The sequence below is a fragment of the Methylorubrum rhodesianum genome (assembly GCF_014199985.1).
Taxonomy (GTDB): Bacteria; Pseudomonadota; Alphaproteobacteria; order Rhizobiales; family Beijerinckiaceae; genus Methylobacterium; species Methylobacterium rhodesianum.
The window spans coordinates 91225-105262 of the sequence record NZ_JACHOS010000004.1 but is presented as its reverse complement, the minus strand read 5'-3'; the positions used below and the strand labels follow the sequence as shown (position 1 = coordinate 105262).

At 70.6% G+C, this 14038-nt stretch carries 12 protein-coding genes and 1 pseudogene; 2 read left to right on the top strand and 11 right to left on the bottom strand.

The features are described from left to right. Positions 1–95 precede the first annotated feature (95 nt). Complete coding sequence (locus HNR01_RS07150; protein ID WP_012752942.1) at positions 96–497, top strand: MerR family transcriptional regulator; 402 nt, start codon at positions 96–98, stop codon at positions 495–497. A gap of 996 nt (positions 498–1493) precedes the next feature. Here HNR01_RS07150 and HNR01_RS07145 read toward each other — a convergent pair. The 11 genes and pseudogenes from HNR01_RS07145 to HNR01_RS07095 form a co-directional block, all read right to left on the bottom strand. Further along, a complete protein-coding gene (locus HNR01_RS07145) occupies positions 1494–3914 on the bottom strand; it encodes a heavy metal translocating P-type ATPase (protein WP_183667247.1) in 2421 nt (806 codons plus the stop codon). 67 nt (positions 3915–3981) lie between these two features. Next, positions 3982–4461, bottom strand: a complete 480-nt coding sequence (locus HNR01_RS07140; protein WP_009865581.1) for a DUF305 domain-containing protein — start codon at positions 4459–4461, stop codon at positions 3982–3984. Positions 4462–4516: 55 nt separating this feature from the next. Continuing rightward, positions 4517–4849 (bottom strand): four-helix bundle copper-binding protein, encoded by a 333-nt coding sequence (locus tag HNR01_RS07135; RefSeq protein WP_009865580.1) that lies wholly within the window; start codon positions 4847–4849, stop codon positions 4517–4519. A gap of 179 nt (positions 4850–5028) precedes the next feature. Continuing rightward, complete coding sequence (copM, locus tag HNR01_RS07130; RefSeq protein ID WP_012752945.1) at positions 5029–5427, bottom strand: CopM family metallochaperone; 399 nt, start codon at positions 5425–5427, stop codon at positions 5029–5031. 25 nt (positions 5428–5452) lie between these two features. Then, complete coding sequence (locus HNR01_RS07125; protein WP_142583006.1) at positions 5453–5818, bottom strand: hypothetical protein; 366 nt, start codon at positions 5816–5818, stop codon at positions 5453–5455. A 22-nt stretch (positions 5819–5840) separates the two neighbouring features. Next, the gene (locus HNR01_RS07120; protein ID WP_012752947.1) at positions 5841–8990 is read right to left on the bottom strand and encodes an efflux RND transporter permease subunit; all 3150 of its coding nucleotides are present in this window, start codon (positions 8988–8990) and stop codon (positions 5841–5843) included. An 11-nt stretch (positions 8991–9001) separates the two neighbouring features. Further along, positions 9002–10734: pseudogene (locus tag HNR01_RS07115) on the bottom strand (efflux RND transporter periplasmic adaptor subunit). An 88-nt stretch (positions 10735–10822) separates the two neighbouring features. Further along, positions 10823–11299 carry a hypothetical protein gene (locus tag HNR01_RS07110; protein ID WP_012752950.1) on the bottom strand — a complete coding sequence of 159 codons (477 nt, stop codon included), beginning with the start codon at positions 11297–11299 and terminating at the stop codon, positions 10823–10825. Between the two features lie 528 nt (positions 11300–11827). Continuing rightward, positions 11828–12031: a hypothetical protein gene (locus tag HNR01_RS07105; RefSeq protein WP_009865907.1), complete on the bottom strand. Its 204-nt coding sequence runs from the start codon at positions 12029–12031 to the stop codon at positions 11828–11830. 212 nt (positions 12032–12243) lie between these two features. After that, positions 12244–13362, bottom strand: coding sequence for a nickel/cobalt efflux transporter (locus HNR01_RS07100; RefSeq protein WP_012752951.1), 1119 nt, complete (start codon positions 13360–13362; stop codon positions 12244–12246). Positions 13363–13376: 14 nt separating this feature from the next. Then, complete coding sequence (locus HNR01_RS07095) at positions 13377–13655, bottom strand: metal/formaldehyde-sensitive transcriptional repressor (protein WP_009866592.1); 279 nt, start codon at positions 13653–13655, stop codon at positions 13377–13379. A gap of 44 nt (positions 13656–13699) precedes the next feature. On the opposite strand from HNR01_RS07095, the gene HNR01_RS07090 reads away from it, so the two are divergent. Next, complete coding sequence (locus tag HNR01_RS07090) at positions 13700–13930, top strand: DUF1289 domain-containing protein (protein WP_012752952.1); 231 nt, start codon at positions 13700–13702, stop codon at positions 13928–13930. The last annotated feature ends 108 nt before the right edge of the window (positions 13931–14038 follow it).

Here is a 14038-nt window from a genome sequence, read left to right as displayed (position 1 = left end):
CGCTCCGTTCGTCCGAGCCCTGGACCGGACCGGGACGGGTGCCTACATGCACCCTGTAGTCACTGCAGGGTCAAGCCGTGAGCAAAACCGCGTCCATGACCATCGGCAGGCTCGCGGAGGCAACGCAGACCCGCGTCGAGACGGTGCGGTGGTACGAGAAGGTCGGGTTGCTGCCCCCGCCGGCGCGGTCGAGCGGGAACTACCGGCTCTACGGGCCCGAGCACCTGCGCCGGCTGAGCTTCATCCGGCGGAGCCGCACCCTCGGGTTCACGGTGGAGCAGATCCGGGACTTGTTGGCGCTCTCCGACGACCGGGAGCGCTCGTGCACCGAGGTCGACATCATCGCCCGCGCCCACCTCGCCGACGTGGAGCGCAAGCTGGCCGACCTGGCCCGGCTCGCCGCGGAACTGCGCGAGGTCATCGGCCAGTGCGGCTGCGGGTCGGTCGCGGACTGCCGCATCATCGAGGCCCTCTCGCCGATGGTCGACCCCGCCTGAGGGACGTGCGGCTGGCTCCGCAGGCGACGCAAGGGGCATCAGCTCCCGTCTCTCGAACGGCCCTTGGCCGCGAACCCGCGGCACGCCACGGCGGGGGGAGGGGGGGGCGACCGTGGCCATCGCCCGGACGGCGGCCCTGGCGCGACGGTGAGGGCCCGCATCCTCCGCTGCCAGCACAGCCGCGCCTTGTCTCATCACCTCACCTCGCCGACGATGATGCAATGTTCCACCGCGGCGCGCATCGAGATCCCGAACACAACGATCGTCCGGACAACTCACTCAAGCCTGAGCAGTGTATGAGCGAGCACGCAATGCGAGCGTCCGGGATGCCATATAACGGCCGAACATCGATGGAAGGCGCGCACGAACGAACCGGCGCCTGGTCTTCAATTGCGGAACTTCGGGAGGACGCCGCGAACCCCGACAGCGGATAGCTGCCGCGACATGGCGTGGATGATCGACGCGGGTCCGGCCGCGCTGTGGCGAGCTTCCAGCTTCACCTCAAGGCCGCGCAGCCCCACGGCCAACTCAAGTGCTTGCAGCGACCTCGTGATCTCCTCGAACCGCGCTCTCGCGTCGGACCAGCCTTGCGCGAAGCCGAACAGCTCGCGCAGGGCCGGCGCGATCTCCTTGAAGGCTGCCAGCGCCGCGACCAGGGCGTCGAGCGAGAGGCGGCCCTGGACGAAGCCACGCCGCCGGAAGCGTCAGCAGCGAGAGCAGCACGAGGCGCAGCTGGAAGCGCAGCGTCGCCCGCGGGACGTCGCGCTCAAGGCTCCGCCGCTCCGGGCTTCCGGCGCCGCGACGGCGCTGCCGTCCGCGCAGCCAGCGCCAGCCGAGGCGGAGCGCCAGCCTTCCCGTCCAGGCCGGCGCCACGACGAGAACGAGGACCGAGACGAGCTCAATCCACCCAGGGCCGTGGGGCTGATCCAGGCCGGTGACCCGGTGGATCAGGTCGTGGACGACGGGCGCGAACAAGGGGCTCCGAGGTGGGACGCTTCAACCGAGCCGGGTCGCCCGCAGGCGCAGGGCGTTGCCGATCACGCTGACCGAAGACAGCGCCATGGCGGCGGCGGCGATGACGGGCGAGAGCAGGATGCCGAGGAACGGGTAGAGGACGCCCGCCGCCATCGGCACGCCGGCCGCGTTGTAGACGAAGGCGAAGAACAGGTTCTGGCGGATGTTGCCCATCACCGCGTTCGACAGCCGCCGCGCCCGCACGATGCCGAGGAGGTCGCCCTTGAGCAGGGTCAGCCCAGCGCTCTCGATGGCCACGTCGGTGCCGGTGCCCATGGCGATGCCGACGTCGGCGGCGGCGAGCGCGGGAGCGTCGTTGACGCCGTCGCCGGCCATCGCCACGACCTGGCCGGCCGCCTTGTGCCGCTCGACCACGGCGGCCTTCTGGTCGGGCAGCACCTCCGCCTCGACCTCCTCGATCCCGAGGCGGCGCGCCACCGCCTCTGCGGTCGTCCGATTGTCGCCGGTCAGCATCACGACCCGGATGCCCTCGGCCCGGAGCGCGGCGAGCGCCTCGGGCGTCGTGACCTTGACAGGGTCGGCGATCGCGATGACGCCGGCCACGCGCCCGTCGACGGCCGCGAAGATCGCGGTCGCCCCATCTCGCCTCAGGTCGTCCGCCTCGGCCGCGTAAGTCGACACCTCCACCCCCTGCTCGCGCAGGAAGGCGGCGTTGCCGAGCGCCACCCGGCGCCCCTCGACGGTGCCGAGCGCGCCCTTGCCGGTCGGGCTGTCGAAATCCGCCACGGGAGCCAGGCCGATCCCGCGCTCCTCGGCCGCCTTCACGATGGCGAGGGCGAGCGGGTGCTCGCTCGCCCGCTCGACGCTCGCCGAGAGGCGCAGCACGCTGGCCTCGTCGAAGCCGGTCGCCGCCGCCACCCGCGTCACCGCTGGCTTGCCCTCGGTCAGCGTGCCGGTCTTGTCGACCACCAGCGTGGTGACCTTCTCCATGCGCTCCAGCGCCTCGGCGTTCTTGACGAGCACCCCGGCCCCGGCGCCGCGGCCAACGCCGACCATGATCGACATCGGCGTGGCGAGGCCGAGCGCGCAGGGGCAGGCGATGATGAGCACTGCGACAGCCGCCAGCAGCGCGAAGGTGAAGCGCGGCTCCGGCCCGAACGCCATCCAGGCGATGAAGGCCAGCGCCGCCACGCCGATGACCGCCGGCACGAACCAGCCGGCGACCTGGTCGGCGAGACGCTGGATAGGCGCGCGAGAGCGCTGGGCCTCGGCCACCATCTGGACGATGCGGGCCAGCATGGTGTCGCGCCCGACCTTGGTCGCCTCGATGACGAGGGCGCCGGACTGATTGAGGCTGCCGCCGATGACGGAGGTGCCGACCTCCTTGGTGACGGGCATCGATTCCCCGGTCACGAGGCTCTCGTCGACGGAGCTGCGGCCCTCCACGACGGCACCGTCGACCGGCACCTTTTCGCCGGGGCGGACGCGAAGGCGGTCGCCAACGCCGATGGCGTCAAGTTGCACCTCCTCGTCCGTCCCGTCGGGCCGGATGCGGCGGGCCGTCTTCGGCGCGAGGTCGAGCAGCGCGCGGAGCGCCCCGCCCGTGCTCTCGCGGGCCCGGAGCTCCAGGACCTGCCCGAGGAGCACCAGCACCGTGATGACCGCGGCCGCCTCGAAGTAGGCCGGCACCGCCCCGCCGTGACCGCGCAGCGCCTGCGGGAAGAGTCCGGGCGCAACGGTGGCGACGACGCTGTAGGCCCAGGCCACCCCGGTGCCCATCGCGATCAGGGTGAACATGTTGAGGTTGCGGCTGCGCACCGACGCCCAGGCGCGCACGAAGAACGGCCAGCCTCCCCAGAGCACGACCGGGGTCGCGAGGACGAACTGGACCCAGTTCGAATTCTGCTGGCCGAGGAGGTCGAGCAGGCCAGTCAGGTGGCCGCCCATCTCCAGCGCGAACACCGGCAGGGTCAGCGTGAGCCCGATCCAGAACCGCCGGGTCATGTCGACGAGTTCCTCGCTCGGACCCTTGTCGGCGCCGACCAGCACCGGCTCCAAGGCCATGCCGCAGATCGGACACGCCCCTGGGCCGAGCTGCCGGATCTCGGGGTGCATCGGGCAGGTGTAGATCGTGCCCTCGGGCACCGGGTCGGCCTTCTTCGCGGCCCGGCCGGGGTCGACGTAGCGGACCGGGTCGGCCTCGAACTTGGTCCGGCAGCCGTTCGAGCAGAAGTAGTAGGGGTGCCCGTCGTGCTCGGCCCGGTGCTTCGTCGCATGCGGGTCGACCATCATCCCGCAGACCGGGTCCTTCACGCGGAAGGCGCCGTCCTCGCTCTCCGTGACGCCGGCATGGTGGCCGTGGTCGTGGCCGTGTGCGTGCCCGTGCTCGGCATGGCCGTGGCCTCCTGGGGCAGGATCGTGTCCCTGTGGCGCGTCGCTCATGACCGCTCCTTCCGCATGGCCGAGCGGGCGCCGCCGGGCCGCAAGCGACCCGACGACAGCCGGCGGCTTACTGGTTGCCTTCCGTCTTGGCGTTCTTGTCGAGCCAGGCGACGAGCTCCTTGATGCTCTTCTCCTGCTCCTCGATTGTCTTTTCGGCGAGGCGCTTGCTCTCGGCGTTGTCGGCGCCCTTCAGCCCGGCGCGGGCCATGTCGATGGCGCCTTGGTGGTGCGGGATCATCGCGCAGATCCAGGCGACGTCGGGGTCGCCCGCCATCATCCCCTGCATCATCGGGCCGTTCATCGACATCATGGCCTGCTGGAGACCCTTCTGGGTCTCGGTCATCTGGCCGCCCATGCCCTGCATGGCCTGGGACATGTGCCCCTGCATGTCCTTCATCATGGCGTCCTTGCCGGCGGTGGCCGCCTTGCAGGCCTCCGGCAGCTTCACGGCGGACTGCATCGAGCCATGGTCGTGGTCGGCCGCGAGAGCCATCCCGGCGCCCGGGAGCGCCAGGGCCGCGGCGAGAATCAGGGTACGAACAAGCATGATTGCCTTCTCTCGTTGGGGGTGAGGAGCGGCCCGGTCGGCCGCCCCGGATCCATCAGGCGGCCATCTTCCGGCAGCTCTCGGCGCAGCGGCGGCACTGCTCGACGCATTGCTGCATGTCGCCGACCTGCTCGCAGCTGCGGGCGCAGTCCTCGCAGACGTCGGCGCACTCGGCGCAGGTATGCTTGTGGTGTGCGGTCCCCAACAGCATGAAGTGCGCCGAGGTCCGGCAGATTTCGGCGCAGGCGAGCATCAGCCGGAAGTGTTCGGGCTCGACGTGCTTGCCGCCGGCCGGGAGGCAGTGGTTCGAGGCCATGCTGAGGCAGGTCTGGTAGCAGCGTAGGCACTCGTCGATGCAGGACTGCATCTCGCTCGACATCTGGTGCATTCAGGTTCTCCGTCTATCCATCGCAAGGTTTGCGGCACGACTGGAATGCTGACTCAGTATCAGATAAGTCAGACCGTCATTACCCTAATATAGAACTCACGGGATACAGATGCGTTCTGAAATAAATACTCTGAAGCATCACGTATTCGGGAGGGCCGCCTGCGCGCGGACGCGACCGCTCAGTTGGTGCCGCGCTTCCTGAGGAAGGCCTCCATCTGGGCGATCTCAACGTCCTGAGCCTTGATGATCTCCTCAGCCAGCTTCCGGATCTCGGGGTCCTTGGAATGCTGGAGGGCGACCTTGGCCATCCCGACGGCGCCCTTGTGGTGGGGAATCATGCCGCGCACGAAATCGACGTCGACGTCGTTCGAGTAGCGGATGTCCATGTTCCGGTGCATCTCGGCATCGACGTCCCGGAACGCCTTCGTGGCCGGCGTGTCCGCTTTGTCCGCGGCAGCCATGGCGGCGTGGTCGTGACCGCCATGGCTGGCATGGTCGTGGGCCTCGTGCGCTAAGGCGATGCCCGAGAGGCCGAGGGCCAGGGCTCCGGCGGCGAGGGTCGAGGTCAGGGTCTTCATCGAGGAGGCTTCCTGGTGCGAGGGGTCAGTTGAACTTGCCGCTGGCGGTCGCGCCGTCGGGACCAGTGAGTTGCACGGCCCCCTTGGGGCTTTCGCCGAGGGCGACCGCGGCCCTGCCGGACAGGCGGTTGCCGTCGGCGGGCTCCAGGGGGACGCGGGTCGGCTTGCCGCCGACGACGAGGATGGCCGTGCCCTTGAAGCCGGAGGTCGGGACCGGCTTCTGGCCCTCGTCCAACAGGAACACGTCGACGGTCTCGCCTTTGGTGACGAGCTCGACGTGGAACTTGCCCGCGTCCGCCACCCGGCCGCCGTGCTGGCCGGTGGTCTCGTGGGCGTAGGCGGCGGTCGCGGCGAGCAGGCCGGCGGCCAGGGTCACTCTCGAAAGGATCATGGGGAACTCCTCGGTTGCGGGGTCAGTAGGCCTCGGCCGGCCGCGGGGGCGCGCCGTCCGGGGATGGGTAGGCCGGCGCCTCGGCGTGCAGCGCACGCAGCCGCTCAAGCGGCCTGCGGCCGAAGCGCAGGAACAGGACGGGGGTCAGGAAGGTGTCGAGCAACGTCGCGCTGATCAGGCCGCCGAAGATCGTCACCGCGACCGGGTGCAGGATCTCCTTGCCCGGGCTCGCCGCGTCGTAGAGCAGCGGCAACAGCGCCACGCCGGCCGAGAGCGCCGTCATCAGCACCGGGGTCAGCCGTTCCAGACTGCCGCGCACGACGAGTTCGGGCCCGAACGGCACGCCCTCGTGCAGCGACAGGTTCAGGTAGTGGCTGATCTTGAGGATGCCGTTGCGGGCCGCGATGCCGGTCAGCGTGATGAAGCCGATCATCGACGCGACCGAGAGCGGCTGCCCGACCAGCCACAGGGCCGCCACCGAGCCGATCAGGGCGAGCGGCACGTTGCCCATGATGATGAGCGCCAGCGCGGCCGAGCGGTAGCGGCTGTAGAGGATGGCGAAGACCAGCGCCAAGGACAGGCCGGAGAGCGCCGCGATGGTCCGGCTCGCCTCCTCCTGCGCCTGGAAGGTGCCCTCCAGGCTGGTGAAGAAGCCGGGCGGCATCGGCTCCTGGGCCACCGCCTCGCGGATCGCCGCCACGATCGTGGCCATGTCGCTCTCGGCCGTGGTGTTGGCCTGGACCACGATGCGGCGGCGGGCGTTCTCGCGCAGGATCTGGTTCGGCCCGTCCGTCTCGCGGATGTCCGCGACCTGGCGCGCCGGCACCCAGCCCGAGGGCGTCTCCAGCAGCAGGTCACCGAGGCCAGCCGTCGTCCGCCGGTTCTCCGACAGGCGCAGCACCACGTCGAAGCGGCGCACGCCGTCGACGACCGTCGAGACCACCCGCCCGTTCGAGAGGCGGCTGATCTGCTCGACGACCGCGGCGGGCTGGACCCCGTAGAGGGCCGCCCGGGTGTAGTCGACGCGCACCTCCAGCTGCGGGATGCGGACCTGCCGCTCGACCTGCAGGTCGGCGAGCCCCGGGATCTTGGCGAGGCGGTCCCTCAGGCCGTTCGCCACCCGGCGCAGGGCGTCGAGGTCGTCGCCGAACACCTTGAGCGCGATCTCAGCGCGGACGCCCGAGAGCATGTGGTCGAGCCGGTGCGAGATCGGCTGGCCGACGTTGACCGCCACCGGCAGGGCACCGAGGCGCCCGCGGATGTCGGCGACGAGCGCCTGCTTCGGACGCTTCAGCCCATCGTCCAGGGCGACGTCGATCTCGGAGGAATGCACCCCCTCGGCGTGTTCGTCGAGCTCGGCCCGGCCGGTCCGGCGGCCGACCGCCTTCACGCCCGGAATCTCCAGGAGCAGTTTTTCCGCGATCAGCCCGACCCGGTTGCTCTCGGCGAGCGAGATGCCCGGGTTGAAGGTCATGCTGACCGTGAACGAGCCCTCGTTGAACGGCGGCAGGAAGGCGCGCGGCAAGTTCCAGGCGGCGATGCCGGCGGCGGCCACCGCGGCCGCGACGGTGCCGACCAGCAGGCCCTTATGCCGGAAAGCCACCCGCAGCAGGGCGGCGTTGCCGCGCTTGAGCAGCTTCAGCAAGCGGCTGTCGTGCTCCTCCAGGTTCCGGAGCCCCGGCAGCAGCCAGGACGCCAGCACGGGCGTCAGGGTGATGGAGGTGAGCAGGCTCGCCAGGATGGAGATGATGTAGGCCTGCCCCAGGGGCGCGAAGAGCCGGCCCTCGATGCCTGAGAGCGCGAACAGCGGCACGAAGACCAGGATGATGATCAGCGTCGCGTAGACGATGCCGGAGCGGACCTCGTTCGAGGCCGAGACCACCACCTCGAAGGTGCTCCTAGGGTTGCCCGCCTTCCGATTCTCGCCGAGCCGTCGGTAGATGTTCTCGACGTCCACGACGGCGTCGTCGACGAGCTCGCCGATGGCGATGGCGAGCCCCCCGAGCGTCATCGTGTTGATGGACAGGCCGAACAGGTGGAACACCAGAGCGGTCGTCAGCACCGAAACCGGGATGGCCAGCAGCGAGATCGCGGTGGTGCGCACGTTCAAGAGGAAGGCGAACAGCACCAGGGCCACCACCAGCACGGCCTCGACGAGGACGCGCTCGACGTTGCGGATCGAAGTCTCGATGAAGTCGGCCTGCCGGAACAAGACCTGGTCGGCCTTGATGCCGCCGGGCAGGGTCGGGTTGAGTTCCTTCAGGGCGGTCTCGATGCTGCGGGTCAGCCGCACCGTGTCGACGTCGGGCTGCTTCTCGACCGAGACGATGACCGCGGGCTTGGCCATGTAGCCGGCATCGCCCCGCTTCACCTTCGCGGCGAAGGACACCTCGGCGAGTTGGCGCAGGTAGACCGGGGCGTCGGCGACCGTGGCGACCACGAGGTTGCGCAGGTCGTCGAGGCTCATGGTCCGGCCGATGTTCCGGATCAGGTACTCGCGGGCGTTCTGGTCGGTGAAGCCGCCGCCGGCGTTGGTGCCGAACTGCGCGAGCGCCGTCTCCAGCTGGGCGTTCGTCACCCCGAGCGCGCGCATCGCCGCCGGGTTTGGGCTGACCCGGAACTGGCGCACCTCGCCCCCGATGGGGATGACCTGCGCCACGCCCGGGATGGTCAGCAGCCGGGGCCGGATGGTGAAGTCGGCGACCTCGCGCACCTGCATCGGGGTCGCGGTCTCGCCCGTCACCGCCACCAGCAGGATCTGGCCCATGATGGACGAGATCGGCCCCATGACCGGGGTCACGCCGCGGGGCAGCTGGTCCTGCACCAGCGACAGCCGCTCGGCAACCTGCTGGCGATTGCGGTAGATGTCGGTGCCCCAGTCGAACTCGACGTAGGTGATCGAGAGCCCGACCCCCGAGACCGAGCGCACGCGGGTGACACCCGGCAACCCGTTCATCCGGGTCTCGATGGGATAGGTGACGAGCTGCTCGACCTCCTGAGGCGCGTACCCTTCCGCCTCGGTCATGACGGTGACGGTGGGCTTGTTGAGGTCCGGGAAGACGTCGACCGGCAGCTTGGTGGCGGTGAAGGCGCCGTACAGCACCAGCACCGCGGCGAGCGCGAGGACGAGCAGGCGGTTGCGGACCGACTGGCTGACGAGGACGGTGAACATGGCCGGCCTCCTCAGCGGACCTGGTCGAGGAGCTCGGCGCCCTGGGTCACCACCCGCTTGCCGGGTCCGATCCCCTCGGCCACCAGCAGGCGGGCGCCGTCGAGCGGCTCGACCCGCACGGGCCGCGCCTCGAAGCGCTCGGCGGTGGTGTGCTCGTAGACGACGTCCTGCCCGTTGCCGGTGCGCACCACGGCCGAGCGCGGCAGCGCCAGGCCGGCCTGCTCGGTCTCGGTCCCGGCCAGCACCGTGACGAACTGCCCGACGCGCAGGCCGGCGGCGTCGCCGAGGACCGCGAACTGCACCGGGATAGCCTGGTTGCGGTCGGCGAGCCCCGTGCCCTGGTAGGCGAGCTTGAGGGTCCGGCCATCCGCGAGCCGGGCGGTGGCGTTCTGCGCCGCGGTCAGCGCGTCGAAGCTGAGGGCCTCGACCCAGAGGCGGTTCGGGTCGACGATCTGGAACACCATCGCGCCGGGCGCGGCCATCTGCCCGGCCACGGCCGCGGCCTGCGCCACCACGCCGTCGACGGGCGCCACCAAGGTTTCGGGCTGCTGCCGGATCTTGTCGAGGGCGGCGCGGCGGTCGTGCAGGCCGTTCAGCTCCGCGACCGCGTCGTCGAGCTGGGTCTGGGCCACGGCGCCGGTGGTGGCGAGTTTTTTATAGCGCTCGACCCGGCGCTCGACGATGGCGACCTGCTGGTCGAGCTCGCCCTGGCGCTGGCGCATGTCGGAGACGTCGACGGCCTGGACCGGCGGCGTCACGGTCGCGAGCACGTCGCCCCTGCGCACCTTGGTGCCGAGGCGTGGGAAGAGGCCGGAGGGCGGTGGCGCGAGCCGGCCACCGACCGAGGACTGCACCACGCCGCTGGCGTTCGGGTCCGGGATGATGCGGCCCGGCAGCTCGACCGAGCGGTGGAAGCTGCCCTGCTCGGTCATGGTCGTTCGCAGGACGAGGAGCCGTTGCGTGGGCTTGGGCACGAACACGGAGCCGTCGGGCAGGCGCTGGGCGAGGTCAGCCGAGCCGGGGGCCCGCGCCTCGATCAGGGCGGCCCCCCGCATCGGCTCGCCGTGGTCCTCGTCGCCGTGCGCGAAGGCGGCGGTGCCGAGGATGAGGGTGATGCCGATGGCGAGCAGCGCCAGGGCGGGGGCGCCTCGGCGCCCGCGAACGACCGCGGTGACGAGCATGCCGAGCAGGAACGCGACGGCGACCGCCGCCACCAGCGTCGGGTCCTTGGCCGTCAGGCGCTCCCGGAGGCCGTGGGCGAACTCGGAGGCGCGTCCAAAGGCCGCTTGCGTCGGCGTCGGCTTGGCGGCCGCTGCGGCTGCCTGCGCGGCGGGATCGGGCACGGTGACCGCCACGGTCAACACGTCGACCGCATCCCCGGCCGTGACGGTCGCCACGAGCTCGTGCCGGCCGGGCTTCGCCAGCCAGGGCACCGGCAGCGCGTAGCCGCCCTCGGGCGTGGCCGCGGCGATCTTGGCCCCCTCCGGCGTCTCGACCTCGATGGTCGCGCCGGGCACCGGCTCGTTCGTCCGGAAGCGGTCGAGGAACAGCGTCAGGGTGCCGTCGCGCGGGATGGCGACGAGCTCGAAGGCGTCGGACAGCGCCTCGCCGCGCGGCGCGATGGTCTTGGTGACGGGCGGCGGCGCGGCGCCGTGGTCATGCCCTCGTGGGCGAGCGCGGGCCCCGCCAGGACGGCGGCAAGCAGCGCCACCGCCCCGGGGGCGGCGGCAAGACGGGTCGACATGAATGGGTATCCTCGCGTCGGGAAGTCCGGATGCACGCCGCGATGGCGGACGCAGTCCGGGCGTTGCGCGCCTCAGGCGCGCCTCACGTCACGCGAGGGTTCGTGGCGGCTTGGGCAGGGCCTCGGGGCCGACGCCCGGGCGGCCAGCGACGTCGTGCGGGATCAGCTTGGCAGTGCGGACCACGGGAAGTGACAGGGCCCCCGTGCCGGACATGATGCCCGACGCGCAACAGACCATGGTCCCGCAGCAGGAGCCCCTGCAGCCGGCCGGACAGCACCTACCGCCGGCGTCATTCGCTCGCAGCGAGGCCACCGGCTCGACGGCCGGCGCCTGAAGATCGACAGCGGTCCGGGGCCTCGCCGACGTCTTTACGACGCGCGAAGGGGCAGCGGAAACCGTGGTCTCAGCGATGGAGGGCGCCGCCTGGACATATGCCGCCGCGGCTTGGTGGCGGCCATGGTGCGCGTGGCCCTCGTGGGCCTGGACGGCGGACGGCGCGACGTAGGCGATGATCGCGAGGATCATCGCCGCCATCAGGCGCACGATTTGCCGGTCGGGGCTCATGAGGGCTGCTTACACCGTTTCCAGTGGCGGGACTATGTCGTCAGGGACGTGAATGCCGGCGTGCAGGTTTGGTTGCCGCGGCGGCGTTTCAAGGTGCCGCGGGCAACGGCTCGGCCGGGTAGCCGGCGGCCGTGATGGCCTGGGCGATGCGGTCGGCGAGGCCGCCGGCGCCCGAACCCGTCACGCGTTTGGCCCGCAGGTCGGCATTGACCCGAGCCCCGGACTCGACGCCGAGGACGGCGCGTGACGGCCTGGTCGCAGCCGCAACCCGGTTCCGAGACCCTGTATCGGGCCATGACGCTCTCCCCTCGGTGGCGTCCCGCTCAGATGGGGCTTCCCATAGTGGGAAGGTCAACAGGCTTTTCCGGGACAGGAGGTGAAAACCACAATTGATGGCTTTCCCTCGAAAAGACGCGCCACCCGAAGAAAGCCGCGCAAGCCGGGCTTTCCACCGAGTTCGCTGAGGCGTCGCATGAGCGCGGTCGCGCCGCCTGGCCAGGTCGGGGCCGAACCGGTCCAGCGATAGTCTCAGCCGCGCCCCTTGTCCTTCCGGTAATGGTCGCGAACGAGCTGACCCGGCGAGGGCTGCGCGACCATGGTGCCGCCGTACCCGGCTGCCTTGGCCAGGTTGATCGCATGATCTGCGCACTTGGCCGCGTATTCGCCTGCGCAAACCTCGTGGCCGTCCGTGTTCGTTGCGTAAACCAAGTAGGTGCGGTCGGGATTTGCCATGGTGTTTCGCCAGAATCGCAATCGACCGATTGTGAATCGAATCGAACGGTTTCGTCAAAATCGGATATCGGTCACGACGTGTATGACGGTCCGGGCGCAGCCGCCGCAGCCCATTTTCTCGACCCTGTAGCGGACCATGACGCCCTCCCGTCGGTGGCGTCCTACGCAGATGGGGCTTCCCCTGGTGGGAAGGTCAAGGGCCGCGGCGCCCGTCAGGCCGGCGCCCACACGGCAATCGTCGTCGCAGGCTCCTGGTGGCCGTGCCGGATGCCCTCCCAGCCGAGCCAGCCCGTGTAGAGGCCGACCAGGACGATCAGAGCCGCGGAGGCGTAGGGGGCCCGCCGGGCGAAGGCGTCGAAGCCCGACCAGCGGTTCGCCACGTGCCTCACGCTGAGCGCGGCCAGGATTCCGGCCGACACCATCGTGAGCGCCAGCCCGATGCTGAAGCACACGACGAGCGCGAAGCCGAGGCTGAACTGCTTGAGCTGGATGCAGAGCAGCAGCACCGTGATGGCGGCCGGGCACGGGATCAGGCCGCCCGTCAGGCCGAACAGCACGATCTGACCGGTGGTCACGGTGCGGCCCCCGAACCGTCGCCGGATGGCCTCGGCGTGCGCCCGGGCGTGTGCGTCGTCCTCGTCGCCCAGGTTCAGGTGGTCGTGTGCGTGGCCGTGCTCCTCGAACGCGACCTCGTGGATCTCCGCCCCGGCGGACCCATCGAGGTGCAGCCGTGCCCTGAAGGCATGCGGCTCCGGGATCTCCTCCATGCTCTCCAGGAAGTCGCCCCCACTCGCGAACGAGAATGCCTGGCGGGCACCGTCGGGTCGGACCGTCTCAAGGGTGACGCGCTGGGCCGGGGGCAGCACGCCCTTGACCCGGCTCAGGCGCCAGCGCGGCGGCACGCCGTCCTCGATGACCTCCAGCTGGAAGACGCCATCGCGGGCCATGATGCCGTGGCCCTCGGCGTCGTGGTGGTGGTCGTGGTGCTGCTCGCGCCAGGTGCGCCACGCCATCCAGAGCGCGATGCCGACGATGAGGACGGCCGAGGCGAGCTGGAAGTACGGCTCGGACGCCTCGCCGCCCCACGCCTGCCCCAGGTACTGGCCGCCGAGCGCGATCACCCAGACGACCGCCGTGTGCGAGAGCGTCGCCGCCAAGCCCAGCAGGACCGCCTGCAGGACGGTGCCGCGGACCGCGATGATGAAGGCGGCCATCATCGTCTTGGAGTGGCCGGGCTCCAGGCCGTGCAGGGCGCCGAGCAGGATCGCGCTCGGCACGAACAGCCAGGCGTGCGCGGTCCCCTGCTGCAGCAATTCGGGAAACGGGACCATGACGGGTCGCCCTCCTACTTCAGATAGGTCCGGACGACCTCGATGAGCTCGGCCGCGCCCTTGGCACGCTCCGGGTCGGGCTCGCGAGCGGGGTCGACGACGTGATGGCGGATGTGGTCCTCCATCAGCTCGGCGGTCAGCCCGTTGATGGCGCCCCGCATCGAGGCGACCAGCATCAGCACGTCGGTGCAGCCGATCTCCGCCTCCAGGGCGCGCTCGACGGCCTCGGCCTGCCCCTTGATCCGGCGCACGCGCGCCAGAAGCTTGGTCTTGTCCTTGACGGTGTGGGACATGGGTCGGCTCCCTTCGCTTCGTAATATAGGGGGCTACCCTATGTATGTCGAGCGAGAAGCCCGTTGCGGGCGAGGGAGGGCGTGCCGTGACGGAGAAGGATCCCTGCACCGGCGTCTGCCGGTTCGATGGCCGGTCGGGCTGGTGCGTCGGCTGCGGCCGGACCAGTTCGGAGATCAGGGCATGGCGTAAGATGACGCCCTGTCGGCGCACGGCGCTCGCGCGCGAATTGCCGCGCCGAGTCCGGCAGGCCAGCGGGGAGGGGGCCGCGCCCTGACCGAGCGCGCCGCCTTCGACGCGACCGACCACACTGCCCGCGTGAGCCTTGCCGATGACAGCGTTCCCGAAGGCGGGATGGTACGCTCCCATCCGGATGCGAAGGACG

What these genes read in the sequence shown, in the direction of transcription:
- HNR01_RS07150 (WP_012752942.1), top strand. Translation starts at nt 96, where the DNA reads ATGACCATCGGCAGGCTCGCGGAGGCAACGCAGACCCGCGTCGAGACG.
- HNR01_RS07145 (WP_183667247.1), bottom strand. Translation starts at nt 3,914, where the DNA reads ATGAGCGACGCGCCACAGGGACACGATCCTGCCCCAGGAGGCCACGGC.
- HNR01_RS07140 (WP_009865581.1), bottom strand. Translation starts at nt 4,461, where the DNA reads ATGCTTGTTCGTACCCTGATTCTCGCCGCGGCCCTGGCGCTCCCGGGC.
- HNR01_RS07135 (WP_009865580.1), bottom strand. Translation starts at nt 4,849, where the DNA reads ATGCACCAGATGTCGAGCGAGATGCAGTCCTGCATCGACGAGTGCCTA.
- copM (WP_012752945.1), bottom strand. Translation starts at nt 5,427, where the DNA reads ATGAAGACCCTGACCTCGACCCTCGCCGCCGGAGCCCTGGCCCTCGGC.
- HNR01_RS07125 (WP_142583006.1), bottom strand. Translation starts at nt 5,818, where the DNA reads ATGATCCTTTCGAGAGTGACCCTGGCCGCCGGCCTGCTCGCCGCGACC.
- HNR01_RS07120 (WP_012752947.1), bottom strand. Translation starts at nt 8,990, where the DNA reads ATGTTCACCGTCCTCGTCAGCCAGTCGGTCCGCAACCGCCTGCTCGTC.
- HNR01_RS07110 (WP_012752950.1), bottom strand. Translation starts at nt 11,299, where the DNA reads ATGAGCCCCGACCGGCAAATCGTGCGCCTGATGGCGGCGATGATCCTC.
- HNR01_RS07105 (WP_009865907.1), bottom strand. Translation starts at nt 12,031, where the DNA reads ATGGCAAATCCCGACCGCACCTACTTGGTTTACGCAACGAACACGGAC.
- HNR01_RS07100 (WP_012752951.1), bottom strand. Translation starts at nt 13,362, where the DNA reads ATGGTCCCGTTTCCCGAATTGCTGCAGCAGGGGACCGCGCACGCCTGG.
- HNR01_RS07095 (WP_009866592.1), bottom strand. Translation starts at nt 13,655, where the DNA reads ATGTCCCACACCGTCAAGGACAAGACCAAGCTTCTGGCGCGCGTGCGC.
- HNR01_RS07090 (WP_012752952.1), top strand. Translation starts at nt 13,700, where the DNA reads ATGTCGAGCGAGAAGCCCGTTGCGGGCGAGGGAGGGCGTGCCGTGACG.